This window comes from Flavobacterium sp. ABG (assembly GCF_001027725.1).
GTDB classification, from domain to species: Bacteria; Bacteroidota; Bacteroidia; order Flavobacteriales; family Flavobacteriaceae; genus Flavobacterium; species Flavobacterium cupriresistens.
In genome coordinates, this window is record NZ_LEKS01000004.1 from 261,428 (window position 1) to 288,416 (window position 26,989).

The following is a 26,989-nucleotide window of genomic DNA, read 5'->3' on the forward strand; positions in this document are numbered from 1 at the left end:
TTAGAATCCTAAAAAGGTTGCAATTTCACTTCTTAAAATAACAGCACCTGTAATCATGATGTTGATGATGGAAAGCGGAATTAAAATCTTCCATCCTAAATTCATCAACTGATCGTATCTGAATCTTGGTATTGTCCAACGAACCCACATATAGAAAAAGATCCAGAAACAGATTTTAGCAAACAATATTGCGATTCCTAAAATGTTTGCTGTATTGATACCTACGTTATCCACCATCCATTGCATTCCCGGATAGTTGTAACCTCCAAAGAATAAAACGGATATAATCGTAGCAGAGATAAACATATTCGCATATTCAGCAAATAAGTAGAATCCCATTTTCATAGACGAATATTCAGTATGGTAACCACCAATTAACTCAGATTCACATTCTGCCAAGTCAAAAGGAGTTCTGTTGGTTTCAGCAAAAGCACAAATTAAGAAAATTAAGAAAGATAAGGGCTGATAAAAAACATTCCAGTTCATTCCGGCTTGTTGCTCAGAAATTTCTTTTAAGCTTAAAGTTCCGGTCATCATTAACAAAGCAATCATGGATAATCCCATGGCAACTTCATAAGAAACCATTTGAGAGGCTGCACGAACAGCTCCCATCAAAGAGAACTTATTGTTAGAAGCCCATCCACCAATCATGATACCGTAAACTCCAACAGAAACAACTCCGAAGAAATACAATAAACCAATATTAATGTCGGTAGCTTGTAGGAGAACATCACGTCCGAAAACATGTAAGCGATCTCCCCACGGAATTACAGCACTGGTCATTAAAGCAGTACTCATGGCAATTGCCGGACCTACAACGAATAAAAATTTGTTTGGAGTGTTAGGTTCAAATTCTTCTTTAGAGAACAATTTCATACCATCGGCAAGTGGTTGTAATAAACCTCCCCAACCTGCACGGTTAGGTCCTACACGGTCTTGCAAGAAAGCAGCAACTTTACGTTCTGCCCAGGTAGAATACATGGCCATAATCATTGTTATGGCAAAAACTACCACAATAACAACACTTTTTTCTATTATAAATGCACTATCCACCATTTTAAGAATTTTTATTGTTAGTGGTTAATGGAATTTCAGCCATACTAATTTTTTTACGGTCTTCATCTCTACCCAAAAGAATGTTCTTCTCCGTAGCGATTTCTACTTTCTCTAATTTTTGAGTATAGTTATTTTGATTGATAACAGAATCTTTTTCAAATTCTCTTGGCCCTTCAATAACCCAGTCGTTTACATCTTTGTGATCAAAACGACAGCTGTTGCAGATAAATTCTTCAACTTCATGGTACTCGTCTTTACGACCTGTAACACGTTGAATCTCTCCTCCAAACATCCAAACAGTTGTTTTACCACAACATCCCGGAGTAGTACATTCTCTGTGTGCATTGTAAGGTTTGTTAAACCAAACTCTTGATTTGAAACGGAAAGTTTTGTCTGTTAAAGCTCCAACCGGACAAACGTCGATCATGTTTCCGGAGAATTCATTGTCGATTGCTTTGGAGATTCCGGTAGAAATATTAGCGTGATCACCACGATCTAATACTCCGTGAACTCTGTTGTCTGTCAATTGATCTGCTACTTGCACACATCTTTGACATAAAATACAACGGTTCATATGCAGTTGAATATTTGGACCGATATCTTCCGGTTCAAATGTTCTTTTTTCTTCGATAAAACGGGATTTTGGATTTCCGTGTTCGAAACTTAAATTTTGTAAATCGCACTCACCAGCCTGATCACAAACCGGACAGTCTAATGGGTGATTGATCAATAAAAATTCTGTTACAGATTTACGGGCTTCCGTTACTCTGTCAGAAGATTTACTGTTTACTTCCATACCGTCCATACATCCTGTTACACAAGAAGCCATTAATTTTGGCATTGGTCTTGGGTCAGCCTCGCTTCCTTTGGCAACTTCAACTAAACAACAACGACATTTACCGCCGCTGCCTTTTAATTTTGAGTAATAGCACATGGCTGGCGGTACTAAATCTCCACCAATCATACGTGCAGCCTGCAGGATCGTTGTTCCTGGTTCTACGTCTATACTTTGACCGTCTATGGTTACTTTCATTTCTTTTTTGTTTTTTTTAGTTTCAGGTTTAAAGTTTCAGGTGTTGTGGTTGAAACTGAAATAACATGAAACTTGAAACTTTTTTAAACTGTTTGTTTTCCTACTAAATGTTTCACTTGCGAGAAAGGTTCAGCAACAAAATGCTCTCTGTGTTTTATTTTTTCGGGGAAACGAACGTGGTATTCAAATTCATCTCTAAAGTGACGAATCGCTGCTGCTACGGGCCAAGAAGCGGCGTCACCTAATGGACAAATAGTATTTCCTTCGATTTTACTTTGAATACTCCATAACAATTCGATATCCTCTTCACGGCCTTGACCGTTTTCGATTCTCCATAAGATTTTTTCCAACCATCCTGTTCCTTCACGACATGGGGTACATTGTCCGCAAGATTCGTGGTGGTAGAAACGAGCAAAATTCCAAGTGTTTCTAACCACACAGGCCGTGTCATTATAAACGATAAATCCTCCTGAACCTAACATAGATCCGGTAGCAAAACCACCATCACTTAAAGATTCGTAAGTCATTAATCGGTCTTCACCATTTGCTGTTTTAAAAATTAATTCAGCTGGTAAAATAGGCACAGAAGAACCTCCGGGAACAAACGCTTTCAAAGGTCTGCTCGAAGACATTCCGCCTAAATACTCGTCAGAATTCATGAATTCGTCAACACTTAAACCCAATTCAATTTCGTAAACTCCAGGGTTTTTGATGTGTCCTGAAGCAGAAATTAATTTAGTTCCGGTAGAACGACCAATTCCAATTTTTGCATAATCATCTCCAGAATTGTTGATGATCCATGGCACAGTTGCGATAGTTTCTACGTTGTTTACTACTGTTGGATTAGCCCAAAGTCCCGAAACTGCCGGGAACGGTGGTTTGATACGAGGATTTCCTCTTTTACCTTCCAGTGATTCAATCAATGCAGTTTCTTCTCCGCAGATGTAAGCACCGGCTCCACAGTGAACGTATAACTCTAAATCGTAACCTGTACCTAATATATTTTTTCCTAACCAACCGGCAGCTTTTGCTTCGGCGATTGCTCTTTCTAAGATTTTGTAAACCCACATATATTCTCCACGAATGTAGATATACGAAAGGTTAGCGCCTAAGGCAAAACTTGAAGTAATCATTCCTTCGATCAATAAGTGAGGAATATATTCCATCAAAAAACGATCTTTGAAAGTTCCCGGCTCAGATTCGTCGGCGTTACAAACTAAATGTCTTGGTTTTCCTGATTTTTTGTCAATAAAACTCCATTTCATTCCCGCAGGGAAACCAGCTCCACCACGACCACGTAATCCAGATTTTTTTACTTCTTCAACAACTTCGTCCGGAGTAAGTGTTTTTAATGCTTTTTCTACAGAAGCATAACCTCCGTTTTGGCGGTATACTTCGTAGGTTTTAATTCCCGGTACGTTGATTTTATCTAATAATATTTTCTGTGACATCTTATTTATCGTGTAATATTATTTTATCATCTCTACAATCAGCGATTAACTGATCGATTTTTTCTTCTGTCAATTTTTCTTTGTAGAAATCACCTAACTGCATCATCGGAGCGTATCCGCAAGCACCTAAACATTCTACACCGGCAATGGTAAACATACCGTCTGGAGTTGTTTCTCCCATTTTGATACCCAATTTTTCAGACGTATAGTCCATCAAATTTTCGGCACCATTCAAACAACAACAAGAAGTCTGGCAGAATTCGAACATATATTTTCCAATTGGTTTTTGGTTGTACATGGTATAAAAAGTAACCACTTCGTAAACCTCAATTGGTTTTATGTGCAAAATTTCAGCAACTTTATCCTGCAACTCAGTACTCAACCAGTTGTCATGCGCATCTTGTACTTCGTGCAAAACAGGCAATAAAGCTGATTTTCTTTTGTCTTCCGGATAATGACTGATCAATTCATTGATGCGATTCATCAATGCCTCAGTCATATTTATTTCTTGTTTGTAATGTTTACGTTCCATTTTTTATTTTAGATTTTAGATTTTAGATTTTAGATTTTTTCAAATCTTTGTCCACTATCTATATTCTGCAATCTTTTAAATTTTTGATTCTAGATTTCTGATTTTAGATTTTTCAATCTGCAATCTACCCTCTAAAATCGACAATATCTTTACGCGTCTAATTCTCCGGCAATTACATTTAAACTGGATAAGATTACAATCGCATCCGATAATAAAGCACCTTTAATCATTTCCGGATACGCTTGGTAATAAATAAAACAAGGTCTTCTGAAATGCAATCTGTATGGTGTTCTGCTTCCGTCTGTCACTAAGTAAAATCCTAGTTCTCCATTTCCGCCTTCAACCGGGTGATAAATTTCTGCAACCGGTACAGGAACTTCTCCCATTACAATCTTAAAGTGATAAATTAAAGATTCCATTGAAGTGTAAACATCTTCTTTTGGAGGAAGGTAATAATCCGGAACTTCAGCATGATATTCATTTCCGGCTGGCATTTTATCCAAAGCCTGACGGATAATGCTTAAACTTTCCCAAACTTCGGCATTACGAACGCAGAAACGATCGTAAGTGTCACCTGATTTTCCAACAGGAACAATGAAGTCAAAATCTTCATAAGAAGAATAAGGGTGTGCTACACGAACATCGTAATCAATACCGGCAGCACGTAAGTTTGGACCTGTAAATCCGTAAGCCATTGCTTGTTCAGCGCTGATGGCACCTACGTTTACAGTTCTATCAATAAAAATTCTGTTTCTTTCGAATAAGTTTTCGAATTCTTTCCAGGCAACTGGGAATTCTTCTAAAAATACATCAAGTTTGCGGAAAGCTTCCGGTGACCAATCTCTTTCGAATCCACCAATTCTTCCCATATTAGTTGTTAAGCGAGCCCCACAAATTTCTTCGTAGATTTCGTATACTTTTTCTCTAAATTGGAAAACATATAAGAAACCGGTATAAGCACCAGTGTCAACCCCTAAGATCGAGTTACAGATTAAGTGATCTGTAATACGAGCCAACTCCATAATGATAACTCTTAAATATTGCGCTCTTTTAGGAACTTCAATATTTAATAATTTTTCTAAAGTCATCCACCATCCCATATTGTTGATAGGAGAGGAGCAATAGTTCATACGGTCTGTAAGCGGTGTAATTTGATAAAAAGGACGATTTTCGGCAATTTTTTCGAATGCTCTGTGGATGTAACCAATTGTAGGTTCAGCCTCCAGAATTCTTTCACCATCCATCAATAAGATATTTTGAAAAATACCGTGTGTAGCTGGGTGAGTTGGACCTAAATTCAGTACCGAAAGCTCGCTTCCGTCTTCGTTTAGTTTCTCTTTAATTATTTTAGCATATCGATGCTCTGGTGGTAATAATAGTTCTGACATTTTATAATGTTGAATTATTTATTTTTTAGCAATTTGTTGTTGTTCTTCCAAAGAATCTGTCGTCTTTATCAGTTCTTCCGCTGTCTTCCATTGGGAATTCTTTTCGCATTGGAAAAGAGATCATTTCATCCATATTCAAGATACGTTTCAATTGAGGATGACCAATAAAGTTAACACCGTAGAAATCGTATGTCTCTCTTTCCATCCAGTTTGAACTTAAAAAGATGTTTGAAATCGTTTTGATCTCCGGTTTTTCACCGTTGATGAAAACTTTGATTCTGATACGTTTGTTTTCGTACCAGTTATGCAGATGATATACGATTGCAAATTGACTTTCAACTTCGTTATCCGGATAATGAACGCCACATAAGTCAGTTAAAAAATGAAAACGTAAATCTTGATCATTTTTAAGAAATAAAATCAACGCTGTAATTTTATCAGCTGAAGTTTCTAAAGTAAAAACATCTCTTTCTTCTCGGAAGTTAAAAACACTTGAATCAAATGTTTCTGTAAGTTTATCTTGGATCAGGGTATTGTCTAAAGCCATCTTATGAAATGTTATATGAAGCTAATAATTCTTGGTATTCAGGAGAACTTCTGCGTCTTACAGATTCTGATTTTACCAAATCTTGAAGTCTCATAACTCCATCTACAATTTGTTCCGGTCTTGGAGGACAACCCGGTACGTAAACGTCAACCGGAATTATTTTGTCAATCCCTTGTAAAACAGAATAAGTATCAAAGATTCCTCCGGAAGAAGCGCAAGCTCCAACAGCAATTACCCAACGAGGTTCCGCCATTTGTTCGTAAACCTGTCTTAAAATAGGACCCATTTTTTTAGAAATAGTTCCCATTACCAATAACATATCTGCTTGACGAGGAGAGAAACTCACACGCTCAGAACCAAATCGTGCTAAATCGTAATGTGAAGCCATTGTAGCCATAAATTCGATACCACAGCAAGAAGTCGCGAAAGGAAGTGGCCATAAAGAATTGGCTCTTGCCAAACCTACAACATCATTTAGTTTTGTAGCGAAGAAACCTTCTCCTACAACTCCTTCTGGCGGTGCAACCATATTTACTTTTGAATCGCTCATTTTATTTTAGATTTTAGATTTCTGATTTTAGATTCTTTCGAATCGTGAAAATCGAAATCAATATTTTAAAAAGTCAATATTCTATTTTGGGATTTTTTTTCAAATCTAAAATCTAAGATCTGAAATCAAAAATTCCTCTTATTCCCACTCTAACGCTTTCTTTTTGATGATGTAGAAAAAACCAACTAAAAGCAAAGACATGAAAATGATCATTTTTAACATTCCTTCTATTCCAAGTTCTTTGAAGTTTACTGCCCAAGGATAAAGGAAAATTACCTCTACGTCGAACAAAACAAATAAGATGGCAACTAAGAAATATTTTACAGAGAATGGAATACGGGCATTACCAACAGATTCAACTCCACACTCGAAATTTTTATCTTTTATGTCAGAGGTTCTTTTTGGACCTAATTTTCCGGAAACGATGATAGTTCCTACTACAAAACCAACAGCAAGGATTAGCTGCATTAAAATAGGAAGATAGCTGTATTGATCAGATTGCATAAACTTAGGGATTTTTACTTAAAAAATAAGCCACAAAGATAGTTCCGAACTCTGTAAATCACAAGCTAAAAAAGGATTTAAGTAGGGGTGCAGCGAGTGATTTCCTCTAATTTTTATTCATTATAAATAACTTTCCGAAATTTTAATATTTTTTTAAGATTTGAGCAAAAAAAAACGTCTCGAAATGAATCGAAACGTTTCTTTAAACCATTCAGAGGCAAAAAAAATAAATTGCTATATTTTTCTTAGATTACTGCTACTTTAGCAGCAACTTTCCCTTTTCTTCCTTCTTCTTCTTCGTAGCTAACACGGTCACCTTCGCGTAATTCTTCCGCGTTAATTCCTGAAGCGTGAACGAAGATATCCTTTCCTGTTTCTTCGTCTGTAATGAATCCATAACCTTTAGATTCATTGAAAAATTTTACTGTACCTGTACGCATTGTAATTGTAATAATAATTTATAATGAAGCAAATGTAATATATATATTCATATAAAAGACAGTATGCTGTTAATTTTTTGTAAAAATTATTGATTTACAGTGTTTTTGCTATTTATTTAGTGTCTTGTTTGATATGTCGTAACTTAAAACTAAAATTCTTAAGGATATGTTAAAAAGTAGGAGCTTTTTTACTTTATTAAAAATCTTATTTTCGTCGAAAAACAGTTTATGTACGTATTGTTTTACTTTTTAACTGTGTTTTTCCCAGTTCAGCTACTTCTATCAGTTTTGCCTAAAATTTATACCAAATCGACCTTAATGTGTAATTCTTTTAATTGTGCATCATCAATTGTAGCCGGTGCATCGATCATTACGTCACGCCCGGAATTGTTTTTAGGGAATGCAATAAAGTCTCTAATGGTTTCCTGACCACCTAAAATAGCAACCAAACGATCCAGTCCAAAAGCTAATCCTCCATGAGGTGGCGCTCCAAATTGGAAAGCGTCCATTAAGAAACCAAATTGTGCTTTCGCTTCTTCTTCTGTAAAACCTAAATATTTAAACATTAATTGTTGTGTAGTCTTATCGTGTATACGAATAGAACCTCCTCCAATTTCGTTTCCGTTTAAAACCATATCGTAAGCGTTTGCACGCACTTTTCCCGGTTCGGTTTCCAGCAATTGCATGTCTTCCGGTTTTGGAGAGGTAAATGGATGGTGCATGGCGTGGTAACGACCGCTTTCTTCATCTAATTCCAATAAAGGGAAATCTACTACCCAAAGCGGAGCAAATTCTTCCGGTTTACGCAATCCTAAACGAGTGGCTAATTCCATACGAAGAGCAGAAAGCTGCGCGCGTGTTTTGTTAGCCGGACCTGAAAGTACAAAAATCATATCGCCAGGTTGTGCGCCTGTGATTTTTGCCCATTGTCCTAAATCATCCTGATCGTAAAATTTATCTACAGATGATTTGTAAGTTCCGTCGTCATTACATTTGGCGTACACCATTCCTGAAGCTCCAACTTGTGGACGTTTAACCCAGTCAATTAAGGCGTCAATTTCTTTACGTGTATAATTTCCTGCTCCCGGAACTGCAATACCAACAACCAACTCGGCTGCATTGAATACAGGGAAATCTTTGTGCTGTGCAAATTCGTTCAATTCGCCAAACTCCATTCCGAAACGAATGTCCGGTTTGTCATTTCCGTATGTTTTCATGGCATAGTCGTAGGTAATTCTTGGGAATTTATCTACTTCAACACCTTTGATTTCTTTTAGTAAATGTCTTGTCAATCCTTCAAAAACATTCAAAATGTCTTCTTGTTCTACAAATGCCATTTCACAGTCAATTTGAGTAAACTCAGGCTGACGGTCTGCACGTAAATCTTCGTCACGGAAACATTTTACGATTTGGAAGTATTTATCCATTCCTCCAACCATCAACAATTGTTTGAAAGTTTGTGGAGATTGCGGTAAGGCATAAAATTGTCCTTCGTTCATACGACTTGGTACAACGAAATCTCTCGCGCCTTCCGGAGTTGATTTGATTAAGTAAGGTGTCTCCACTTCACAGAAATCCAAATCAGATAAATATTTACGAACTTCCATCGCTACTTTGTGACGGAATAATAAACTGTTTTTTACAGGATTTCTTCTGATGTCTAAGTAACGGTATTTCATTCTGATGTCTTCTCCACCATCCGTCTCATCTTCAATTGTAAATGGAGGCGTTAAAGCAGCGTTTAAGATCGTTAGTTCAGTAACTAAAATTTCGATATCACCGGTTGGAATGTTTTTGTTTTTGGCTTCACGCTCAATAACAGTTCCTTTTACCTGAATTACAAATTCTCTTCCAAGTGTTTTTGCCAGTTCAAAAACCGTTTTGTCGGTACGAACTTCGTCGAAAATAAGTTGTGTAATTCCATAACGGTCGCGTAAATCAACCCAGTTCATAAACCCTTTATCGCGTGATTTTTGAACCCAACCCGCTAGTGTAACTTCCGTATTAATATTTGAGGCGTTTAACTCGCCACAATTATGACTTCTATACATGATCAAAATTTTAGATTGCAAAAGTAAACACAAAATTCAAATTAATATAGTAAAGTGATAACTTGCTGCTTATAATTTTGAAATATTTTGTTAATTGATAAATTTTAGATAAGTAAATTCTTTAGATTTGGTGTACTAAAAACTAACTTTAAATATTTATGAAAAAACTTTTTGTTACCGGTTTATTGGTTCTTACCGCTTTGAATGGTATAGGTCAGACCAAAAGTCAAGTTAAATTTACCGCTAAAATTACAAATAGAAATAGTGATACATTAGTTATTAAAGGGGCGAACAATTTCAAACAAGTTATTCCGATTAACAAGAAAGAAATTTTTGTTGCTTCTTTTACTGCTCCAAAGGGATTTTATCGTTTTTCTGACGGTGTTGAATCTTCGAGTTTGTTTTTGAAACCGGGTTCTGAAGTAAATCTGACAATGAATGCCAAAGAATTTGATGAAACTATTGTTTATAAAGGAAAAGGAACTAATGAAAGTAATTTTCTGGCACAACAAGCTTTAAGAGACGAGAAATTTGAAAACGAAGCTTTCGCTAAAGAGGCTGCAGAATTTGCATCCTTATTGCAAGAAAAGAAAAAGACAGACTTAGACAATATCGAAAAAGGAGATTTTGATCCTGAATTTAAAACAGGTTTGAAAAAATCAGTTGAAAAATTTCATGAATATGCTGCTCAGCAGTATAAAAGTGAGGCTGATATGAAAAAGTTAAAAGGTGCTGTTTCTGCCGATTTTGATTATGAAAACCACAAAGGAGGTAAAACAAAACTCTCTGATTTAAAAGGGAAATATGTTTATATAGATCTTTGGGCAACCTGGTGTGGACCTTGCAGAGCTGAGATTCCATTTTTGCAGAAGATTGAAGAGAAGTATCATGGAAAGAACATTGAGTTTGTAAGTGTTTCTGTTGATGCTGTTAAAGATCACGATAAATGGCAGAAATTTGTAACGGATAAACAGTTAGGAGGTATTCAGTTGTTTTCTGATAATGAATGGAATTCTGCGTTTGTAACGAGTTATAATGTAACAGGAATTCCAAGGTTTATTCTTATTGATCCAAAAGGTAATATATTGGAGCCCAATGCAGAAAGACCCTCTTCTCCAGAGCTTCAAAAGCAGTTAGATGCCTTATTGAACTAATTTCTTTGCAAAACTTATAACGTTATAGTAAATCAAGTCTTTGACTGAAATACCAGTAAAACCAGTGCGTGAGCGCTGGTTTTTTTGTTACACGCTGATTTCCAATGTTAAGTTTTTATCCAATGTTACCAAATTGTTAAGTAAAAGTTTTTTTAATGTAAACAATTAACTATATTTGGTAAAGATTTGATAACATTAATACCTACTAGATATGAAAAAGTGTGTAATTTTAGTTGCAATATTGTTCTCTGGAATTTTAGTTGCACAAGAGGTAAAACCAGAATTAGAAGCTGTTGGAAACAAAGTAAAAGCTACTTATTACTATGAAAATGGTAATGTACAACAAGAGGGTTTCTTTAAGGATGGTAAGTTAGATGGAGTTTGGGTATCCTATGACGAAAAAGGTAATAAAAAAGCAGTTGGAGAATATACTGATGGAGTAAAAACCGGAAAATGGATTTTCTTCAATGAGAATAACCTTTGTGAAGTGGCGTATGAAAACAGCAAAGTGAGTTCCGTTAAAAACTTGCAAAAAAATGCTTTAGCAAATAGAAATTAAGAAGATTTCGAATATTCTACAAGAGCCGTTTCTATTGAGACGGCTTTTTTTTATTCTTAATTGTCAGGCTGAGCGAAGTCGAAGCCCCTCTTAATTCAACTAGCCCTCGACTCCACTCAGGTTGACATCGACGAAAAGTGTTTTTGTTAATCTTTGTCACTTGGGCCTTGGGAATATCTCTCGCAAAGTCGCAAAGTTTTTATGTTATTTAAAAAGATAAAACTTTAAAATTAAGCGCATTTCTTAAATGAACTTACATTACTTATATGTTTTAAAAACGCTATTCCCTTTTACCACAAACTCTTTATTAGATCTTAGTTTTTTTAGCTTTTTTTCTTCTTCCAAACCAAATTATAAAACCGGTAACCGGCAAAGCTGCTGCAACTAAGCTAACGATAAAAGCAATTATTTTTCCAGGTAGATCTAAAATTTGTCCGGTGTGAATGCCGTAATTCATTTCGACCACTTGTAAACCGAGACTTTTTTTATCATACGGATCGCTTTGAATTAGTTTTCCGTCGCTTGGATGAAAATAATAATTGCTCTGATGATCGAATCGCAAAGTATGTGGATAAGCTCCTGTGTTTATAATATCTCCTTTGTTTTGCGGAAACATAACATAAAACATTTCGGCTTTTGGCTGTAGTCGCATCGTTTCGACAAAAGCGTTGTCTACAGCGAGTAGATTGTTTTGCTTAAATTTTGTGGTGTCAATTGTCGGGGCTTTTGTTTCTAAAGCTTTGTCTCCACCAAAATTGAACGTTTTGTAAATACCGTCACCAACCCATTCGTAGGTAAAGGTTAATCCGGTAATGGCTATGATCACTGCAATAATTGAAATATAAAACCCGGAAGTATTGTGCCAGTCATAGTTGACACGACGCCATTTGGCAGACCACTTTACGGTAAAACTTCTTTTGATGTCACTTTTTCTTTTGGGCCACCATTGAATTAACCCCGAAATGACTAACAGTATAAAGATAATCGTGGCACCACCAATAATATGTTTTCCAATATAATCGGGTAAAAGAAGGTACAAATGAATGTATTCGACGATTATAAAAAAGTCTGTTTTGGGATTTTCTGTTTTTAAATATTTACCGGTGTAAGGGTTGAAATACAGGTATTCGTTCTCGGTATCGGTAAAGGTGTAGACAATTGCAGATCGGTTTTTACCGTAATAGGAAACCATAGATGCTTTGTTTTTAGGAGCGATTAGCTTCGCTTTTTCCTGTAAAACAGATGGTAAAAGAAATGGTTTGTCCTGCGGTTCAACAATACGCCATTCTTTTCGGGTAATATCTTTGATTTCGTCATGAAAACAAAATATGCAACCGGTAACACTGACAATAAAAACAATAAGCCCGGAAATTAATCCGAGCCATTTGTGTATAAAACGTATTTGTTTTGTAAATCCCATTTGATTAATTGCGAAATACTTGATTTCTCTTTAAGAATTAGTTGCAAAAGGCAAAAGTAATTCTAAATGTGCAATTCACAAATTTTAGGCGTTTATTTTAGACCGTTGGGGTAATTCAGTAAAATGTTATTTAATGCATAGAAACATAGTATTCTGTAATTTGTTTTAAGTGAAACGTCTTTTCTGAACTATGTTTCTATGTGTTAAAAATAATTGCACCCAATGGGATTTTTTTTTAATGATTGAGTGATTTATTCGCTCTTAACTTTTTTTAATTTAAAGGAAACATAAAGTGTAATCGCTGCTAAAACAATCCAGAAAACATCAATAAAGAAAATCTGAATCTGATCGTTGGCAAACGTTTTCCAGAACCAGTTTCCAGTGCAAATTCCATTCGCAATCGGGATTAAAAAGCCTAAAATACTTCCGGAAATCAGACACCATTTGTTGGTGAAATTAATGTCTTTTTTGAGAAGGAAAAAGATCATCAATAGTAACCAGCTGATGAAATATACGCTGTAAATATTGGCTCGGCTTAGTGGGTAAAACACTTTATTTGCAATAAAAATCAAGGCAGTAACAGGATACATGCTTAGGCAAACTGCTAAATAGATGCGTACAACCGAGTTGTTAAAACGACGTTTTTTCTCGAGCATGTTTTTCTTGTCTCTGGCAACCAGCCAAATCATAACTCCTGATATAATAACAAAACAAGTAATAATACCGAGTACAAAACTGATTATTTTAAGTGCATATCCGCCGTAATCCCCAAAGTGCACTCTGTACAAAACGTTTTTTACACCATCTAGATATTTGTTGTCCGTTTCAGGATTCTTTTTTGCTATGATTTTACCATCGGCGACTTTGTAAATTATTTTTCCAAATGCGGTAAATTTTTTGTCATGAGGTATTTTTCCGTCAACGATTATGTGCATGTTGGTATCGCCATAGTTTTGAATTTGTACCTCGGTGATTTCAAAATCTTTCCAGCTGCTTTTGGTTTTTTCTACCAATTCGTTGATGCTAAAAGGCGTTGCCAGTTTTTTATTCTCAAATTTAAATTCCGGATTGTTATATTCTAAATCACTGTACAGTTTGTTTTGATCGTCCTTGTACAAGGCCATTACGCTTGGTGCTACAATTAACAGTTTGATCATAAAAAAAGCTCCTGTAACTGCGTATACAAATTGAAAAGGCAAACCGATCATTCCTAATGCGGTGTGCGCATCTGTCCACAATGTTTTTAGTTTTTCTTTTGGACGGAAAATGTAGAAGTTAGAAACAATTTTGTTCCAGTGTAATAAAACGCCGGTAATAATCGCAAATAAAAAAAACAGCGCTACAAAACCCGAAAGGTAATAACCAACAGGATAAGGAACCTGAGCCAGAAAATGAAGACGATACAAGAATTCTCCTATTGAATAAGATTCATCGTAAGTCTGTGCTTTGAAGTTTTTAGTATTTAAGTAAAAGTAGTGGCCGGATTTTAATTTAGCGACTTCCAGAGTGTCTTTTAATTTATTGGCTGCTACGGTATCTTTAGTACCTTCCATACGAATGAAAACACGTCTTTCGTGGGGAGATACGGAAAGTGAAACGTCTCTTCCGGCTAAAGTGTAATTTTTATTTATCGAGTCGAAAGTAGTATCGTAGTTAATCTGTTCTTTCTTATGGATTGCAACAGTTTCTCCGCGTTCCCAGTTGTTGATTTCGCTTTTAAAGAAAGAAAAAGATCCTGCAAAGAAAATGACAAACAACACCACGCTTATTACAATACCACTTACGGTATGCGTGTGAAAATAAATGTTATAGTTCCTGTTATTCATGAATTATTGGGTAATAGGGTTATAGGTTTGTCCGAGATACATAATACCGAGAAACAGCAAAGTCAGCAGTATATAGATCCCCCATATTTTCCAAGCGCTTTTTGCTAAAAAAGCCAAAATCATTAAGACTACCCAAAGGATAAATCCTGAAAAAGCCATTGTTATGACGACATTGGTACGATCTAACCACGAAGCTAAGGCTAAATGGAAACTAACAGAAACGAAATAGCCGCCAAGTATAGCAGCTGTTATTTTTAGGAAACGCTGCCATTTGGACTGCGTCAGGTATTTAGGATTTGCGGGCATAATTTAATAGTAATAAATTTCTATAACTCCTGTTAGAATAAAAAGGACAGCAATCGTTTTACTGTTTATAATTTTTAGAGGGGACAGTATAATTATTAAACTTCCAATTGTCATTAACTGAATAAGAAATAATAAAGTTCCAGAGCATAATGCTTTGGTAAATAACCATAAAGTATAGGCGGACAGAAGGAAAACTAATCCGATAATTTTGGTTTGTTTCGGATTATTGTTCATCCATTTTTCAAAGCTGTAATTGTACGACAGCGCCGCTCTCTTGGAGGTATAATAAAACATATAAAAAGAGATAAAAACGAAAAGGCTGGCTATTGTTATCATGATTTTATAAATTTAATTTTCATGTTTTGTTTGGAATTATTTTCAGTAGCGCAAATTTAGGTGCAGAATTCCAATAAGCCAAATTATTTTTACTTATTCTAAATAAATTATCTTTTAAAGTGTAAAATTTCTGTTTGATTAAAAAAATGACAGATTAATCGGTGTTTGTATCGGGGGAATAAAAAAAAATCCTGCTTAAATTAATAAGCAGGATTTTTGTATTTATGAAATTACTTGAATTACAATTCTAAAGCACGTTTAGCATCACCATTCATTAATAATTCTACCGGATTTTCTAAAGCTTCTTTCACAGCAACCAAGAAACCAACAGACTCACGACCGTCGATAATTCTGTGGTCATAAGAAAGAGCAACATACATCATTGGGTGAATCTCTACTTTACCGTTTACAGCAATCGGACGCTCAATAATATTGTGCATTCCTAAGATTCCTGATTGAGGAGGGTTGATAATTGGAGTACTCAACATACTTCCAAAAACACCACCATTAGTAATCGTAAAAGTACCACCTGTCATATCGTCAACAGTAATTTGACCGTCACGAGCTCTAAGTGCTAATCTTTTAATGTCCGCTTCGATTCCACGGAAAGTTAAGTTTTCTGCATTACGAACCACAGGAACCATTAAACCTTTTGGTCCTGAAACTGCGATAGAGATATCACAGAAATCGTAAGCGATTTTATAATCACCGTCCATCATTGAGTTTACATCAGGATACAATTGTAAAGCTCTTGTAACTGCTTTTGTAAAGAATGACATGAAACCTAAACCAAGACCACCATGTTTTGCTTTGAAAGCATCTTTGTACTCGTTACGGATTAAGTTAATTGGTGTCATGTTAACTTCATTGAAAGTAGTTAACATTGCTGTTTCGTTTTTAGCCGCTACTAATCTCTCCGCTACTTTACGACGTAACATTGATAATTTAGTACGCTCAGTTCCACGGCTTCCTCCTGTTGGAGTTCCCATAGAAGGTACTGCGTTTAAAGCATCTTCTTTAGTGATTCTTCCGTCTTTACCAGTTCCTGAAACTGCTGCCGGAGCGATATTTTTTTCGTCTAATATTTTTCTTGCTGCCGGAGATGGAGTTCCTGAAGCATAAGTTGTTGGAGCAGGTGCTGCTTTTGGAGCTTCTGTTTTTACTTCTGTTTTAGGAGCCTCTGCTTTTGGAGCTTCAGCTGCTGGTGCAGCCGGAGCGTCACCTGCCGGTTTTGCTGCGCCTGTATCAATTAAACAAACAACAGCTCCTACCGCTACTGCATCACCTTCTTCTGCTTTTAACGTAATTATTCCGCTTGCTTCAGCTGGTAATTCAAGAGTTGCTTTGTCTGAATCAACTTCAGCAATAGCTTGATCTTTCTCTACATAATCTCCGTCTTTTACTAACCAAGTTGCAATTTCAACTTCTTTAATTGATTCCCCTGGTGATGGGACTTTCATTTCTAAAATCATCTTATTTCTTTGTTTAAAGTTTAATTTGTTTAAAGTTTCAAATGTCTTACTGAACCTGAAACTTTAAACTTGAAACAATTATTTTTAATTATCTAAATAAATTTTTATCAAATACCATTCTGATCGCATCTGCATGGCGACGTTTTGCACGTGTGTAACTTCCAGATGCCGGTGCAGCGTAAGCTTTTAACGAAGCCAATCTCCATTTTACAAGATCAAAATTCATCAGCATAAAGCTGTAAGCTCCCATGTTTTTAGGCTCTTCCTGTGCCCAAACATAATCATCAGCATTTGGATATTGTGCGATGATTTCTTTGATTTGGTCTGCCGGGAAAGGGAATAATTGCTCGATACGAACTACTGCAACGTCATTTCTTCCGTTGTTTTCTCTTTCGGCAACAATATCATAGTAGAATTTACCGGTACAGAAAACCAATGTTTTTACTTCTTTTTTGTTTACAGTTGTATCATCAATTGTTTCCTGGAAACTTCCGCTAGCTAAGTCTTCTACTGTAGACACACATCTTGGGTCACGTAATAAACTTTTTGGAGAGAAAACTACCAATGGTTTACGGAAATTCGTTTTCATTTGTCTTCTCAACAAGTGGAAGAAGTTGGCTGGTGTTGTACAATCTGCTACATACATATTGTGTCTTGCACATAATTGTAAGTAACGTTCCATTCTTGCAGAAGAGTGCTCAGCACCTTGTCCTTCGTATCCGTGTGGCAATAATAAAACAATACCATTTTGGTTGTTCCATTTGTCTTCACCACAAGAGATGTATTGGTCAATCATGATTTGAGCACCGTTAGAGAAATCTCCAAATTGTGCTTCCCAGATCGTTAATGCTTTTGGATTTGCTAATGCATATCCATAATCAAAACCTAAAACTCCGTATTCAGATAAAAGGGAATTGAATACACCGAATTTCCCTTTTTTGTTTTCGATAGCATCCAAAAGAATTACTTCTTCTTCTGAATCTTCTACCTTAACAACGGCATGACGGTGAGAGAATGTACCACGCTCTACATCCTGTCCTGAAATTCTAACATCAAAACCTTCTGTTAGAAGTGAACCGTAAGCTAATGCTTCTGCAGTTCCCCAGTCTAAGGTATTGTTATCGTATCCGGTTTTTCTGTCGGCTACAATTTTTGATATTTTATTGATGAACTTTTTATCTGATGGTAAAGTCGAGATGGTATTGATGATAGAATCCAATCCTTTTTTATCAAAAGTAGTATCAACTTTTTGAAGCATTTGTGTGTCAGTTACCTGAACAAATCCTTCCCATTCGTTTTTCATGAATGGTGTGATAATGGTCAAATCTTTTTTACGGGAAGCTTCTAAATTCTCCTCCATGTCTGATTTGTATTCTTTTTCTAAACCATTTACATAAGTAGCATCGATTACGCCGTCAGACAATAATTTTTCTGCATAAATATCTCTTGGATTTTTATGTTTAGCGATGATTTTATATAAAACCGGTTGTGTAAAACGAGGTTCGTCACCTTCGTTATGTCCGTATTTTCTATATCCTAATAAGTCAATAAATACGTCACGTCCGAATTGCATTCTGTAGTCTAAAGCAAAAGATACCGCATGTACAACCGCTTCAGCATCGTCAGCATTTACGTGTAATACCGGTGAAAGAGTTACTTTGGCAACATCTGTACAATAAGTAGAAGAACGCGCGTCTAAATAGTTAGTTGTAAATCCAACCTGATTGTTGATTACGATATGGATTGTTCCTCCGGTTTTGTAACCGTCAAGTTGTGCCATTTGAATGATTTCATACAAAATTCCCTGACCTGCAATTGCAGCATCACCGTGAACGGCAATAGGTAATACTTTTGAGAAATCGTCTGCGTAATATTTATCTTGTTTTGCTCTGGTAATTCCTTCAATTACAGCTCCAACAGTCTCTAAGTGAGAAGGGTTTGGTGCTAAATTGATGTTGATGTTTTTTCCAGATCTTGTTTTTTTGTCGGCAGTAAGACCTAAATGGTATTTTACGTCACCGTCAAAATATTCCTGATCGTAATCTTTACCATCAAATTCACCAAAGATATCCTGAGTTGATTTTCCGAAGATGTTGGCCAAAACGTTCAAACGACCACGGTGAGCCATTCCCATTACGAATTGTTCAACTCCTTTTTCAGCTGCTTTTTCGATTAAAGCATCAAGTGCAGGAATAATGGTTTCTCCACCTTCTAATGAGAATCTCTTTTGACCTACATATTTTGTATGTAAAAAGTTCTCAAAAGAAACGGCTTCGTTTAATTTTTCTAATATGATTTTCTTTTCATCACCTGAAAAACTTGGCTGATTGACATTTACAGCCAATTTGTCCTGAATCCATTTTACAACATTAGGATTTCTGATATACATGTATTCAATACCAATGTGTTGGCAGTAAATAGACTGAAGACGTGTAATAATGTCTTGTAAAGAACACGGAGCTACTCCGATAACTTTTGCAGCATCAAAAACTAGAGATAAATCAGCAGTTGATAATCCGAAATTTTCGATATCTAAAGAAGGAGAAGAAACTCTACGGTCACGAACCGGATTTGTTTTGGTAAACAAATGGCCACGAGTGCGGTATCCGTCAATTAATTTTAATACGTTAAATTCTTTTTGTAATTTTTCAGAAATCTGACTGTAATCGGTGTTGTTCGCAGCGAATTCAACGATTTGTTGAACAGGATTTTCGTCATTATAAGTTGTCATTCCAAAGTCAAAACCCTGAAAGAAGCTTCTCCAGCTTGGCTCAACGCTGTCTGGATTTACTAAATATTGATCATATAGTTGTGCGAAAAACTCTGTATGCGCTGCATTTAAAAATGAAAACCTATCCATAATATTAGTGAATATACTTTTTGTTAAATAGAATGGCAAAAGTACAACAATCGCATTTATTTAGATTCTTTTTTTGCGTACTTTTACGTAAAAATTTGTTAAAAATGGACCAAGCTATGAGGAAAAATCATTTTTCAATCGTTTTCAAATCAATTTTTGTGATTTTGATGTTCTTATTTTCAAATCTTACAATTGCGCAGCAGCGACCAAATTATGTTATAGACAATAGTAGTGTCTTTTGGGATAAAGTTCAGTTTGGTGGTGGTGTTGGTCTTGGAATTGGTTCCGGATATACGGATATTTCGGTTATGCCAAGTGCTATTTATAATGTTAATCCAATTGTTTCTGTGGGTGTAGGACTGCAGTTTGGCTACCTGTATTCAAAAAACTATTATGAGTCTTTTGTTTATGGTGGAAGCCTTGTGGGTTTGGTGAATCCGATTCCCGAAATTCAGTTGTCGGCAGAATTAGAACAGGTAAGAGTAAACACAGATTATAAATCGAATAATTTCAGACCTTCTTATTCCGATAATTATTGGAATACTGCTTTATATCTCGGTGCAGGTTACAGAACGGGAAGTGTTACCATTGGTGCACGCTACGATGTTTTGTACGATCCGGACAGAAGTTTGTACGGATCCGGCTTTATGCCCTTTGTGCGTGTTTATTTTTAATCTAAAGCAATTAAGGTCTCTAAATACTGATATTCTTAGTTTTAGGTGTGAAAGTATACTGTTTAAGAATTTGATTCAGCATTGCGCCTGTAAAAGGGTTGATTCAATCGAAAGTAAGAAACAGGAGGAATCTGAAATGAAATCTTAGAAAAGGAATAAGTATTACTGTAAACAAAAAGAGCGACTCCATCGAGTCGCTCTTTTTGTTTGGTTGCTGTATCTTAACCACAAAACATGGAATACATACTTCTTGGATCTGTTTGGTTTGGAGCAGGCACTACATTTTCTGTACTGTTACCACCTATAATTAATCTAGCCTCTTCTGAGCTTAGTTCTATAATACTAGTTTTTTTTAATGCTAATTTTTTTAAGTTAAATTTTTTCATAATCTTTGGTTTTTAAATTGGTTTTTGAATTGATTGTGAAATTATCTCAAAAAAGCCACTGAAAAAAGTCATAAATCCCCAGATTTATAAAAATAGCCTATAATCACACAACTGTAATTGATTGATTATTAATGCTTTACTTTAAAATAAATGAATATGAATAGACTAAATAAGATGCTTGTCTTAATTTTATTATTTATAGTCAATTTTACCTTTTCCCAAAATAAAATTGAAACTTATAAAGATTCGGTTAAAAGCCTTTTGTACAATAATCCGAGTAAAGCAAAATACTACTGCCATAAGTTATTAAAGTACGCTAAAACCAATGATTTAGTGGTTGAAGAGGCAAAATCGTATTGTTTCCTGGCCGACTTAAGTGGCGCTTTAACTCAAAAAGACAGCGCTTTTTATTATTTTGACAAAGCAATTCAGAAAGCCGGTGCCATTGATAACGAAAAGCTGGAAATGGTTTTCAAAATCAATAAAGCGAACTATTTATTTAATGAATTTGATTTCCAGGAAGCTTTAACTCTTTATGAAGAATGTGTTACTTTATCTAAAAAACTCAATGATGTCGGGGCTTACAATTACATTTCGATAAAAAGAGGCAGCATTGCGTATGAATTAGAAAGGTATCAGGAGGCTTTAAAAATATATAAAGAAAATTTAAACAAGGAAGGTTTTAGTAACGTAAGTAAACTAGATATAAAACTGGGTTTAGTAAAAACGTATATTAATTTAAATAAACAGGACTCCGCCTATGTTTTTATAAAAAGTGGTATTCAGGAATCGCAAAAAAACCACCTAAAAGAGCATGAAATCCACTTTTTGTCCCAATTGGGCTTAATTTACATCGATAAAAAGGACTTTGTAAATGCTAAATTAACCTTCGATAAGGCCCTAAATATTGCTCAGAAAATTGAGAGCAATAATTTGATTACAGAAACAAATATCAGGATCTCTAAATTGTATTCGCTTCAGAAAGATTACGATAAAGCGATAATGCTCTTAAAATCGATTCTTAGTACGGAGCAAACATCAAAAATACCCACAGAAAACCTGTCTGAAATATATTACTTATTGGCAGAGAACTATAAATTCATCGAAAATTTTTCAGAATCCAATTATTATTATGGTCAGTTTATTGAAAAGTCGAAGAAAATAGGGGAAAAAAGAATTGAAGCTGTCGATCATTTGCATAAAATAGACATCTCAGAAAGTAAAGAGAGAGAGAAAACACAAGAGCATCAAAAATGGATACTGCTTGGTTCAACAACCTTTTTAATTCTTCTGTTTATTGGTTATTATATGAAACGAAGAAAAGAGGGTATACAAAATCAAGTCAAATTTGAGGAGTTACTACTCAAAATCAAAGACTTCGAGCATCAAAACCCGAAAACGGCTGATGAAAGCCAGCAAAAACAAACTTTGGCAGGTGATGATGAAATCACAGAGCCGGATCTTTTAGAAGAAGAATCTGAAACAGAATTCATTCCAAGCAACATTGTTACTATAAATACTACTTCTAATGATGAATTAATACTAGACGATGAAGCAATCGCAGAACACAATGACGCTGACATAGAAGAACCAACGGGAAGTAATTTTATTATCAAAGATGAAACAAGAGTAGAAATTTTAGATAAGCTAATTAAACTCGAAGAGAAGAGATTGTTCCTGAGACAAGACTTTACTCTGCATAATGTTGCGAAACGATTAAAGACAAACACCGCTTATTTGTCTAAAATTGTCAATAGTGAATTGGACAAAAACTTCAGTTCGTATGTAAATGAGTTAAGGATTAACTATATTATTATCGAATTAAAGAATAATGCTAAGCTAAGATCGTATTCAATTAATGCAATTGCGGAAGAAATTGGGTATAAAAGTCCGGAGTCTTTTACTAAATATTTTAAGGTTGCAACCGGAATTAGCCCCTCTATTTATATAAAAAAGATAAATCAGATGAAAGAAAGTGAAAACAAGTAGATTGCTTGTAAGTATCTGAAAAACAATAAATTGCAATCAAAAAAGAACCCCCTTATTTTATAAATATGGGGGTTTTTGATTTTTTTTACAGGAAAAAAAGATTTTACTTTGTCTCAGAATTAATCCGAATATCAGATTAACTTCTACTTTGGTTTTGAAGGGTGGCGAAAATGAAAATGAGTAGCCACTTCAAACCAAAAAAATAAAACAGAGTGTGGAGACTCTGTTTTATAAGGTGTTTTAACAAAAACGTAATACCTAACAAGTTGCCAGAAATTACTTCTACAAAAGTAGAAAAAAAGTGTCTTTAATTAAAACTTTTTTTCACTATTTCTAAAAGTACTTCTACACTGCATACTTGTTAGCTTAAAAAAAAAATTATGACTAACAGTAATCGACCGAGCGAAAAACGGCTCAGCAAAAATTCAATTTTCAAGATTGAAGATAATGATGATGGTAAACCATCCAAATCGTTATTCTTTAAATTAAAAAAACGAATTTCAAAACTTTTTAAATAAGCCAGAATTTTTTCCGGACTAATTTACGATTGCCTATTTAGGATACAATCAGGAATTCAGGTTGCAATAACCGATATCGAAATTCTTGTTGTTCCGTAAAGCGAGCTGTAATTTTTTGGACAATTCGATGTGCCTTTATTTTAATCAGTGATTTTAAAAAGACTATTAATTATTAAATCTTAACAAAAATGAAAAAGCAAAACCAAACCAAATTGGCTTTCAACAAAGCTAATGTTACAGAATTAAACGTTCAACAATTAAGAAGTGTGAACGGTGGCGTAAAAGATGATCTTGATCTTGATACCAAGCCTGGTTCCGGTTGTATCTGTGATCCTATTTTGACAAAATTAACGGTTATTAAAAATCAATTCTAATGAAAAACGCAAACCTAACGAACAAACTGTATTTTAAAAAATCAGATGTTACAGAATTAAACGCTCAACAATTAAGAAATGTGAACGGTGGCGTAATAACAGGACAAGATACCGATACCAACCCAAATTCGGGCTGTATCTGTGATCCTATCTTAACAAAACTAACCGTTATTAAACCCTATCAATTCTAATGAAAAACGCAAACCTAACGAACAAACTGTATTTTAAAAAATCAGATGTTACAGAATTAAACGCTCAACAATTAAGAAGTGTTAACGGTGGCGTAATAACAGGACAAGATACCGATACCAACCCAAATTCCGGTTGCATCTGTGATCCTATCTTAACAAAAATAACAATCATTAAAAATCAATTCTAATGAAAAACATAAACCTAAACAACAAACTGTATTTTAAAAGAGCAGATGTTACAGAATTAAACGATAATTCCCTTATCGAAATCAATGGTGGTTCAACAATCCTTGGAGGAGAGACTTGTAGCGGATGCTGCTGTGGGCAGACCAGTATTACTGTATTGCAACAAATGTAATTGATTGATCCAATGAAAAAGCAAAATCTAAACAATAAACTGACCTTCAATAAGGTGGTTATTACAGAATTGAACGACGATCAGTTGAACGATATCAACGGAGGTACAGATACTTTAATAAGAACATTTATTATTGTTACCGGATATGGTACCTGGTTAATGGTTGTATAAAGAATGGAGCAGTATATTATAAAATAAACAGGGTGTGGAGACTCTATTTTATAATAAAATTTAACAAAACGTAATGGCTTATAGGTTAACTGTAAATTGCTTCTGCAAAAGTAAAAAACATCTTATTACTTCGTTTTTTACACTTTCAAAAGTACTTCTTACACCCAACACTTATTTGGCTACAATGAGATTAATGGATTAGAATAATCCATCTAACTCAAATGATTAATGGTATTCCATTTTCAAACTATGGCATCCTTGATTAAAGAGATCTTAAGCAATTGCTGATTTTTTTAACAAGGATGGTCATAACCCAAGGCTCGTTAGTATCAGGCTATTCATTTGGCGGCTATTAACATGTGGCACAGGTATGCTCAAAAACAAACAGGATCTGTTTAAAAAAGGCGACCGGTTTTAGTGCTGAGCACTTATTGTAAGTATCAATTTAAAACAACAACAACAACAACAACAACAACAAAATAAATCAACATGAAAAAACAAAATCCAAACAGCAAACTGACTTTTAATAAAGTAGTTGTTATAGAATTAAATGAAAACCAATTGCAGGAAATTAATGGTGGAACCTCAATAGATGGCGGTGGAGGTAATTGTACCGGTTGTGTTTGCGCTCAAACAGTACTTCTTATTCAATAAAATTTACGAACAGATATAATTTCTATTAAAGATGAAAAAACAAAATCCAACAAACAAGCTGGCTTTTAATAAAGTAGCTGTTGCAGAACTGAATGATACTCATTTACAAGAGGTAAATGGAGGTACTTTAATTTCTTTCACCTCTACCATATTAATAATTAAGACTGTAGTTCAATTATGAAAAAGCAAAACCCAAACAACAAGCTGATTTTTAGTAAAATGGCTGTTGCTGAATTGAATGATTTTTTACTTATAGAAATACACGGAGGGACATCCATATTTGGAGGAGGAGATTCTTGTACCGGCTGCTGTTGTCTTAAAGTAACCCAGGATTTAATGTAATTAATAACTCAAAATATTTAAAAGATGAAAAAACAAAACCCAACCAACAAGCTTGTCTTTACCAAACTGGCTGTTGCAGAACTGAATGACAGTCAATTATTGGACGTGAAAGGCGGAGTTACAACACTACCTACAATAATAATAACTTTTTTTCCTGATGACTTAGTCTAATCAATCTTAATAAACATTTAAAGATGAAAAAACAAAACCCAACCAACAAGCTGGCTTTTAATAAAGTAGCTGTTGCAGAATTGAATGAAAAGCAATTACAAGAAGTAAATGGTGGTACTCATCTTCCTAGCGTCGTTTACACAATGATAATGTTGACTTTGGTGTAAAATGAAAAAACAGAATCCAACGAACAAGCTTGCTTTCAATAAAGTGGCTGTTGCAGAATTGAATGAGAATCAATTACAGGACGTGAATGGGGGAACTTACATTTCTTTCAACATTACGATACTAATAACGCAGACTGTAATGGAATAATAAGCCAGTTTTTAATAAAGTGGCTGTTAGAGAATTGAAAACCGAACAATTACCGGAGGTTAACGGAGAAACTTCAACCCTATCTGAAGCGGCTGTAAGTCACCTGATAACTATGATTATAAAAAAAATAACAATCTAAAAAAGTATAAAAATGAAAAAACAAAACCCAACGAACAAGCTTGCTTTTAATAAAGTAGCTGTTGCAGAATTAAATGATACTCAATTGCAAGAGGTGAATGGAGGTACTTTAATGTCTATTCACAGTATGATGTTAGTAACGATGACTCTAATTCAAATAGACTAAAAAACAGAAATTACTAATAAGCTAGTCTTTAAAAAAGTAGGTGTTGCAGAATTGATTGTCGGACAATTGGCAGAGATCGGCAGGGAAGCTCCCACGATAACGGGTGCAAGTCACCAGGTAACTAAGCTTATAAAAATTAATCAACAATCTAAAAAAGTATAAAAATGAAAAAGCAGAATCCAACAAACAAGCTTGCTTTCAACAAAGTGGCTCTTGCAGAATTAAACGAGCGTCAATTAACAAATGTAAATGGCGGGACGAGTACTACAAACGGCAGTATAACGCTGACAGGACTTATTCTTCCTCCAGATGTACAGAACGTATAACAATTCGAATGAAGAAGTAAAACGCTTCTAACAAGTTCGCTTTGAATGTTAGGTAGTTACAGAACTGAAAACTGGAGAATTTCCGGAGGTTAACGGGGAAATTCAACGATGACTGTAACTGGTGTAAGTCACCTGGTAACTAAGCTTATAAAAATTAATCAACAATCTAAAAAAGTATAAAAATGAAAAAGCAGAATCCAACGAACAAGCTTGCTTTCAATAAAGTGGCTGTTGCAGAATTGAATGAGAAACAATTAACGGCGATCAATGGGGGTACCTCCATAACATTTGTAGGAGGCACGAGCCTTGTATTTATCACACTTGTACAAGATTAATTAACAACCTAAAACTATTATAAAGATGAAAAAACAGAATCCAACGAACAAGCTTGCTTTCAATAAAACAGCTGTTACAGAATTAAATGAAACCCAATTGCAAGACGTAAATGGAGGTGCAAGCACTTTTACAATTTTCTATCCAACTATTATCGTCGCAACCTTAATCTAATCAAAAACATGAAAAACCAAAACACAACCAACAAGCTTGCTTTCAATAAAGTAGCTGTTACAGAATTAAACGACAATCAATTACAAGAAGTAGACGGAGGCGGAAGTCGTGTTTCATTCTTACCAACGATCGTAATAACTTTTGTGTAGTATGAAAAAACAAAACGCAACGAACAAGCTTGCTTTCAACAAAGTAGCTGTTATCGAATTAAACGACAATCAATT

Annotated in this window: 38 protein-coding genes; 21 read left to right on the forward strand and 17 right to left on the reverse strand. The window is 35.0% G+C overall.

Annotated features, from left to right (window positions below):
• The 10 genes from nuoH to aspS all read right to left on the reverse strand — a co-directional run bounded on the left by nuoH (position 1) and on the right by aspS (position 9,552).
• Positions 1 to 1,053 carry an NADH-quinone oxidoreductase subunit NuoH gene (nuoH, locus tag AB674_RS06450; protein WP_047774993.1) on the reverse strand — a complete coding sequence of 351 codons (1,053 nt, stop codon included), beginning with the start codon at positions 1,051 to 1,053 and terminating at the stop codon, positions 1 to 3.
• Positions 1,054 to 1,057: 4 nt separating this feature from the next.
• Positions 1,058 to 2,089: a 2Fe-2S iron-sulfur cluster-binding protein gene (locus tag AB674_RS06455; RefSeq protein ID WP_047774913.1), complete on the reverse strand. Its 1,032-nt coding sequence runs from the start codon at positions 2,087 to 2,089 to the stop codon at positions 1,058 to 1,060.
• An 83-nt stretch (positions 2,090 to 2,172) separates the two neighbouring features.
• The gene (gene nuoF, locus AB674_RS06460) at positions 2,173 to 3,540 is read right to left on the reverse strand and encodes an NADH-quinone oxidoreductase subunit NuoF (RefSeq protein ID WP_047774914.1); all 1,368 of its coding nucleotides are present in this window, start codon (positions 3,538 to 3,540) and stop codon (positions 2,173 to 2,175) included.
• A 1-nt stretch (position 3,541) separates the two neighbouring features.
• Entirely contained in the window at positions 3,542 to 4,072 is a 531-nt protein-coding gene (locus AB674_RS06465; RefSeq protein ID WP_047774917.1) for a complex I 24 kDa subunit family protein, read from the reverse strand.
• Between the two features lie 149 nt (positions 4,073 to 4,221).
• Positions 4,222 to 5,460, reverse strand: coding sequence for an NADH-quinone oxidoreductase subunit D (locus tag AB674_RS06470; protein ID WP_047774919.1), 1,239 nt, complete (start codon positions 5,458 to 5,460; stop codon positions 4,222 to 4,224).
• Between the two features lie 25 nt (positions 5,461 to 5,485).
• Complete coding sequence (locus AB674_RS06475; RefSeq protein ID WP_047774921.1) at positions 5,486 to 6,007, reverse strand: NADH-quinone oxidoreductase subunit C; 522 nt, start codon at positions 6,005 to 6,007, stop codon at positions 5,486 to 5,488.
• A 1-nt stretch (position 6,008) separates the two neighbouring features.
• Entirely contained in the window at positions 6,009 to 6,557 is a 549-nt protein-coding gene (locus tag AB674_RS06480; protein WP_047774923.1) for an NADH-quinone oxidoreductase subunit B, read from the reverse strand.
• Positions 6,558 to 6,695: 138 nt separating this feature from the next.
• Entirely contained in the window at positions 6,696 to 7,061 is a 366-nt protein-coding gene (locus AB674_RS06485; RefSeq protein ID WP_047774924.1) for an NADH-quinone oxidoreductase subunit A, read from the reverse strand.
• A gap of 245 nt (positions 7,062 to 7,306) precedes the next feature.
• The gene (locus AB674_RS06490) at positions 7,307 to 7,501 is read right to left on the reverse strand and encodes a cold-shock protein (protein WP_007137066.1); all 195 of its coding nucleotides are present in this window, start codon (positions 7,499 to 7,501) and stop codon (positions 7,307 to 7,309) included.
• Between the two features lie 299 nt (positions 7,502 to 7,800).
• The gene (gene aspS, locus AB674_RS06495; protein WP_047774928.1) at positions 7,801 to 9,552 is read right to left on the reverse strand and encodes an aspartate--tRNA ligase; all 1,752 of its coding nucleotides are present in this window, start codon (positions 9,550 to 9,552) and stop codon (positions 7,801 to 7,803) included.
• Positions 9,553 to 9,710: 158 nt separating this feature from the next.
• Between aspS and AB674_RS06500 the strand changes: the two genes are divergently transcribed.
• Positions 9,711 to 10,706 (forward strand): TlpA family protein disulfide reductase, encoded by a 996-nt coding sequence (locus AB674_RS06500; RefSeq protein ID WP_047774930.1) that lies wholly within the window; start codon positions 9,711 to 9,713, stop codon positions 10,704 to 10,706.
• 211 nt (positions 10,707 to 10,917) lie between these two features.
• Positions 10,918 to 11,265, forward strand: a complete 348-nt coding sequence (locus AB674_RS06505; protein WP_047774932.1) for a toxin-antitoxin system YwqK family antitoxin — start codon at positions 10,918 to 10,920, stop codon at positions 11,263 to 11,265.
• A gap of 307 nt (positions 11,266 to 11,572) precedes the next feature.
• Here AB674_RS06505 and AB674_RS06510 read toward each other — a convergent pair whose 3' ends face one another.
• The 6 genes from AB674_RS06510 to AB674_RS06535 form a co-directional block, all read right to left on the reverse strand.
• Entirely contained in the window at positions 11,573 to 12,685 is a 1,113-nt protein-coding gene (locus AB674_RS06510) for a PepSY-associated TM helix domain-containing protein (protein ID WP_047774934.1), read from the reverse strand.
• A 251-nt stretch (positions 12,686 to 12,936) separates the two neighbouring features.
• Positions 12,937 to 14,511, reverse strand: a complete 1,575-nt coding sequence (locus tag AB674_RS06515; protein ID WP_047774935.1) for a PepSY-associated TM helix domain-containing protein — start codon at positions 14,509 to 14,511, stop codon at positions 12,937 to 12,939.
• A 3-nt stretch (positions 14,512 to 14,514) separates the two neighbouring features.
• Complete coding sequence (locus tag AB674_RS06520) at positions 14,515 to 14,817, reverse strand: hypothetical protein (RefSeq protein ID WP_047774938.1); 303 nt, start codon at positions 14,815 to 14,817, stop codon at positions 14,515 to 14,517.
• Between the two features lie 3 nt (positions 14,818 to 14,820).
• Positions 14,821 to 15,153, reverse strand: a complete 333-nt coding sequence (locus AB674_RS06525) for a hypothetical protein (RefSeq protein ID WP_047774940.1) — start codon at positions 15,151 to 15,153, stop codon at positions 14,821 to 14,823.
• Positions 15,154 to 15,392: 239 nt separating this feature from the next.
• Positions 15,393 to 16,625, reverse strand: a complete 1,233-nt coding sequence (gene odhB / locus AB674_RS06530) for a 2-oxoglutarate dehydrogenase complex dihydrolipoyllysine-residue succinyltransferase (RefSeq protein ID WP_047774941.1) — start codon at positions 16,623 to 16,625, stop codon at positions 15,393 to 15,395.
• 88 nt (positions 16,626 to 16,713) lie between these two features.
• On the reverse strand, positions 16,714 to 19,485 hold the full coding sequence (locus AB674_RS06535; protein ID WP_047774943.1) for a 2-oxoglutarate dehydrogenase E1 component: 2,772 nt from the start codon (positions 19,483 to 19,485) through the stop codon (positions 16,714 to 16,716).
• A gap of 116 nt (positions 19,486 to 19,601) precedes the next feature.
• Between AB674_RS06535 and AB674_RS06540 the strand changes: the two genes are divergently transcribed.
• Positions 19,602 to 20,159 (forward strand): hypothetical protein, encoded by a 558-nt coding sequence (locus tag AB674_RS06540; protein WP_047774994.1) that lies wholly within the window; start codon positions 19,602 to 19,604, stop codon positions 20,157 to 20,159.
• A 221-nt stretch (positions 20,160 to 20,380) separates the two neighbouring features.
• Here the strand turns inward: AB674_RS06540 and AB674_RS22765 are convergent, their stop codons facing one another.
• Complete coding sequence (locus AB674_RS22765; protein WP_165579350.1) at positions 20,381 to 20,545, reverse strand: hypothetical protein; 165 nt, start codon at positions 20,543 to 20,545, stop codon at positions 20,381 to 20,383.
• Positions 20,546 to 20,701: 156 nt separating this feature from the next.
• On the opposite strand from AB674_RS22765, the gene AB674_RS06545 reads away from it, so the two are divergent.
• The 18 genes from AB674_RS06545 to AB674_RS23205 form a co-directional block, all read left to right on the forward strand.
• Positions 20,702 to 22,534 carry a helix-turn-helix domain-containing protein gene (locus AB674_RS06545; protein WP_165579351.1) on the forward strand — a complete coding sequence of 611 codons (1,833 nt, stop codon included), beginning with the start codon at positions 20,702 to 20,704 and terminating at the stop codon, positions 22,532 to 22,534.
• A gap of 706 nt (positions 22,535 to 23,240) precedes the next feature.
• Positions 23,241 to 23,426 carry a class I lanthipeptide gene (locus AB674_RS06550; protein WP_047774947.1) on the forward strand — a complete coding sequence of 62 codons (186 nt, stop codon included), beginning with the start codon at positions 23,241 to 23,243 and terminating at the stop codon, positions 23,424 to 23,426.
• On the forward strand, positions 23,426 to 23,617 hold the full coding sequence (locus AB674_RS06555; RefSeq protein WP_047774949.1) for a class I lanthipeptide: 192 nt from the start codon (positions 23,426 to 23,428) through the stop codon (positions 23,615 to 23,617). The genes AB674_RS06550 and AB674_RS06555 overlap by 1 nt, the downstream gene beginning before the upstream one ends.
• On the forward strand, positions 23,617 to 23,805 hold the full coding sequence (locus AB674_RS06560) for a class I lanthipeptide (protein WP_047774951.1): 189 nt from the start codon (positions 23,617 to 23,619) through the stop codon (positions 23,803 to 23,805). Before AB674_RS06555 ends, AB674_RS06560 begins: the two co-directional genes overlap by 1 nt.
• Positions 23,805 to 23,975: a class I lanthipeptide gene (locus tag AB674_RS22770; protein WP_165579352.1), complete on the forward strand. Its 171-nt coding sequence runs from the start codon at positions 23,805 to 23,807 to the stop codon at positions 23,973 to 23,975. Before AB674_RS06560 ends, AB674_RS22770 begins: the two co-directional genes overlap by 1 nt.
• Positions 23,976 to 23,987: 12 nt before the next feature.
• Positions 23,988 to 24,146, forward strand: a complete 159-nt coding sequence (locus AB674_RS22775; RefSeq protein WP_165579353.1) for a class I lanthipeptide — start codon at positions 23,988 to 23,990, stop codon at positions 24,144 to 24,146.
• 489 nt (positions 24,147 to 24,635) lie between these two features.
• Positions 24,636 to 24,800 (forward strand): class I lanthipeptide, encoded by a 165-nt coding sequence (locus tag AB674_RS22510; protein WP_117610279.1) that lies wholly within the window; start codon positions 24,636 to 24,638, stop codon positions 24,798 to 24,800.
• A gap of 31 nt (positions 24,801 to 24,831) precedes the next feature.
• Complete coding sequence (locus tag AB674_RS23200) at positions 24,832 to 24,981, forward strand: class I lanthipeptide (RefSeq protein WP_205625352.1); 150 nt, start codon at positions 24,832 to 24,834, stop codon at positions 24,979 to 24,981.
• Positions 24,978 to 25,142 (forward strand): class I lanthipeptide, encoded by a 165-nt coding sequence (locus AB674_RS22780; RefSeq protein WP_165579354.1) that lies wholly within the window; start codon positions 24,978 to 24,980, stop codon positions 25,140 to 25,142. The genes AB674_RS23200 and AB674_RS22780 overlap by 4 nt, the downstream gene beginning before the upstream one ends.
• A gap of 24 nt (positions 25,143 to 25,166) precedes the next feature.
• Positions 25,167 to 25,313, forward strand: coding sequence for a class I lanthipeptide (locus tag AB674_RS22785; protein ID WP_165579355.1), 147 nt, complete (start codon positions 25,167 to 25,169; stop codon positions 25,311 to 25,313).
• A 23-nt stretch (positions 25,314 to 25,336) separates the two neighbouring features.
• Positions 25,337 to 25,480, forward strand: a complete 144-nt coding sequence (locus AB674_RS22515; RefSeq protein ID WP_117610281.1) for a class I lanthipeptide — start codon at positions 25,337 to 25,339, stop codon at positions 25,478 to 25,480.
• Between the two features lies 1 nt (position 25,481).
• Positions 25,482 to 25,628 carry a class I lanthipeptide gene (locus tag AB674_RS22790; RefSeq protein ID WP_165579356.1) on the forward strand — a complete coding sequence of 49 codons (147 nt, stop codon included), beginning with the start codon at positions 25,482 to 25,484 and terminating at the stop codon, positions 25,626 to 25,628.
• Positions 25,629 to 25,779: 151 nt separating this feature from the next.
• Positions 25,780 to 25,932: a class I lanthipeptide gene (locus AB674_RS22795; protein WP_165579357.1), complete on the forward strand. Its 153-nt coding sequence runs from the start codon at positions 25,780 to 25,782 to the stop codon at positions 25,930 to 25,932.
• Positions 25,933 to 26,096: 164 nt separating this feature from the next.
• Entirely contained in the window at positions 26,097 to 26,258 is a 162-nt protein-coding gene (locus AB674_RS22800; RefSeq protein WP_165579358.1) for a class I lanthipeptide, read from the forward strand.
• 182 nt (positions 26,259 to 26,440) lie between these two features.
• Positions 26,441 to 26,593 (forward strand): class I lanthipeptide, encoded by a 153-nt coding sequence (locus AB674_RS22520; RefSeq protein WP_117610283.1) that lies wholly within the window; start codon positions 26,441 to 26,443, stop codon positions 26,591 to 26,593.
• A gap of 25 nt (positions 26,594 to 26,618) precedes the next feature.
• Positions 26,619 to 26,765, forward strand: coding sequence for a class I lanthipeptide (locus AB674_RS22805; RefSeq protein ID WP_165579359.1), 147 nt, complete (start codon positions 26,619 to 26,621; stop codon positions 26,763 to 26,765).
• A gap of 8 nt (positions 26,766 to 26,773) precedes the next feature.
• A complete protein-coding gene (locus AB674_RS22525) occupies positions 26,774 to 26,914 on the forward strand; it encodes a class I lanthipeptide (protein ID WP_117610285.1) in 141 nt (46 codons plus the stop codon).
• A 1-nt stretch (position 26,915) separates the two neighbouring features.
• On the forward strand, positions 26,916 to 26,989 hold a 74-nt coding region (locus tag AB674_RS23205), incomplete at its 3' end, for a class I lanthipeptide (protein ID WP_205625353.1).

Coding starts and splice junctions, on each gene's coding strand:
- AB674_RS06455 (WP_047774913.1), bottom strand. CDS start 2,089: ATGAAAGTAACCATAGACGGTCAAAGTATAGACGTAGAACCAGGAACA.
- nuoF (WP_047774914.1), bottom strand. CDS start 3,540: ATGTCACAGAAAATATTATTAGATAAAATCAACGTACCGGGAATTAAA.
- AB674_RS06465 (WP_047774917.1), bottom strand. CDS start 4,072: ATGGAACGTAAACATTACAAACAAGAAATAAATATGACTGAGGCATTG.
- AB674_RS06470 (WP_047774919.1), bottom strand. CDS start 5,460: ATGTCAGAACTATTATTACCACCAGAGCATCGATATGCTAAAATAATT.
- AB674_RS06475 (WP_047774921.1), bottom strand. CDS start 6,007: ATGGCTTTAGACAATACCCTGATCCAAGATAAACTTACAGAAACATTT.
- AB674_RS06480 (WP_047774923.1), bottom strand. CDS start 6,557: ATGAGCGATTCAAAAGTAAATATGGTTGCACCGCCAGAAGGAGTTGTA.
- AB674_RS06485 (WP_047774924.1), bottom strand. CDS start 7,061: ATGCAATCTGATCAATACAGCTATCTTCCTATTTTAATGCAGCTAATC.
- AB674_RS06490 (WP_007137066.1), bottom strand. CDS start 7,501: ATGCGTACAGGTACAGTAAAATTTTTCAATGAATCTAAAGGTTATGGA.
- aspS (WP_047774928.1), bottom strand. CDS start 9,552: ATGTATAGAAGTCATAATTGTGGCGAGTTAAACGCCTCAAATATTAAT.
- AB674_RS06500 (WP_047774930.1), top strand. CDS start 9,711: ATGAAAAAACTTTTTGTTACCGGTTTATTGGTTCTTACCGCTTTGAAT.
- AB674_RS06505 (WP_047774932.1), top strand. CDS start 10,918: ATGAAAAAGTGTGTAATTTTAGTTGCAATATTGTTCTCTGGAATTTTA.
- AB674_RS06510 (WP_047774934.1), bottom strand. CDS start 12,685: ATGGGATTTACAAAACAAATACGTTTTATACACAAATGGCTCGGATTA.
- AB674_RS06515 (WP_047774935.1), bottom strand. CDS start 14,511: ATGAATAACAGGAACTATAACATTTATTTTCACACGCATACCGTAAGT.
- AB674_RS06520 (WP_047774938.1), bottom strand. CDS start 14,817: ATGCCCGCAAATCCTAAATACCTGACGCAGTCCAAATGGCAGCGTTTC.
- AB674_RS06525 (WP_047774940.1), bottom strand. CDS start 15,153: ATGATAACAATAGCCAGCCTTTTCGTTTTTATCTCTTTTTATATGTTT.
- odhB (WP_047774941.1), bottom strand. CDS start 16,625: ATGATTTTAGAAATGAAAGTCCCATCACCAGGGGAATCAATTAAAGAA.
- AB674_RS06535 (WP_047774943.1), bottom strand. CDS start 19,485: ATGGATAGGTTTTCATTTTTAAATGCAGCGCATACAGAGTTTTTCGCA.
- AB674_RS06540 (WP_047774994.1), top strand. CDS start 19,602: ATGAGGAAAAATCATTTTTCAATCGTTTTCAAATCAATTTTTGTGATT.
- AB674_RS22765 (WP_165579350.1), bottom strand. CDS start 20,545: ATGAAAAAATTTAACTTAAAAAAATTAGCATTAAAAAAAACTAGTATT.
- AB674_RS06545 (WP_165579351.1), top strand. CDS start 20,702: ATGAATAGACTAAATAAGATGCTTGTCTTAATTTTATTATTTATAGTC.
- AB674_RS06550 (WP_047774947.1), top strand. CDS start 23,241: ATGAAAAAGCAAAACCAAACCAAATTGGCTTTCAACAAAGCTAATGTT.
- AB674_RS06555 (WP_047774949.1), top strand. CDS start 23,426: ATGAAAAACGCAAACCTAACGAACAAACTGTATTTTAAAAAATCAGAT.
- AB674_RS06560 (WP_047774951.1), top strand. CDS start 23,617: ATGAAAAACGCAAACCTAACGAACAAACTGTATTTTAAAAAATCAGAT.
- AB674_RS22770 (WP_165579352.1), top strand. CDS start 23,805: ATGAAAAACATAAACCTAAACAACAAACTGTATTTTAAAAGAGCAGAT.
- AB674_RS22775 (WP_165579353.1), top strand. CDS start 23,988: ATGAAAAAGCAAAATCTAAACAATAAACTGACCTTCAATAAGGTGGTT.
- AB674_RS22510 (WP_117610279.1), top strand. CDS start 24,636: ATGAAAAAACAAAATCCAAACAGCAAACTGACTTTTAATAAAGTAGTT.
- AB674_RS23200 (WP_205625352.1), top strand. CDS start 24,832: ATGAAAAAACAAAATCCAACAAACAAGCTGGCTTTTAATAAAGTAGCT.
- AB674_RS22780 (WP_165579354.1), top strand. CDS start 24,978: ATGAAAAAGCAAAACCCAAACAACAAGCTGATTTTTAGTAAAATGGCT.
- AB674_RS22785 (WP_165579355.1), top strand. CDS start 25,167: ATGAAAAAACAAAACCCAACCAACAAGCTTGTCTTTACCAAACTGGCT.
- AB674_RS22515 (WP_117610281.1), top strand. CDS start 25,337: ATGAAAAAACAAAACCCAACCAACAAGCTGGCTTTTAATAAAGTAGCT.
- AB674_RS22790 (WP_165579356.1), top strand. CDS start 25,482: ATGAAAAAACAGAATCCAACGAACAAGCTTGCTTTCAATAAAGTGGCT.
- AB674_RS22795 (WP_165579357.1), top strand. CDS start 25,780: ATGAAAAAACAAAACCCAACGAACAAGCTTGCTTTTAATAAAGTAGCT.
- AB674_RS22800 (WP_165579358.1), top strand. CDS start 26,097: ATGAAAAAGCAGAATCCAACAAACAAGCTTGCTTTCAACAAAGTGGCT.
- AB674_RS22520 (WP_117610283.1), top strand. CDS start 26,441: ATGAAAAAGCAGAATCCAACGAACAAGCTTGCTTTCAATAAAGTGGCT.
- AB674_RS22805 (WP_165579359.1), top strand. CDS start 26,619: ATGAAAAAACAGAATCCAACGAACAAGCTTGCTTTCAATAAAACAGCT.
- AB674_RS22525 (WP_117610285.1), top strand. CDS start 26,774: ATGAAAAACCAAAACACAACCAACAAGCTTGCTTTCAATAAAGTAGCT.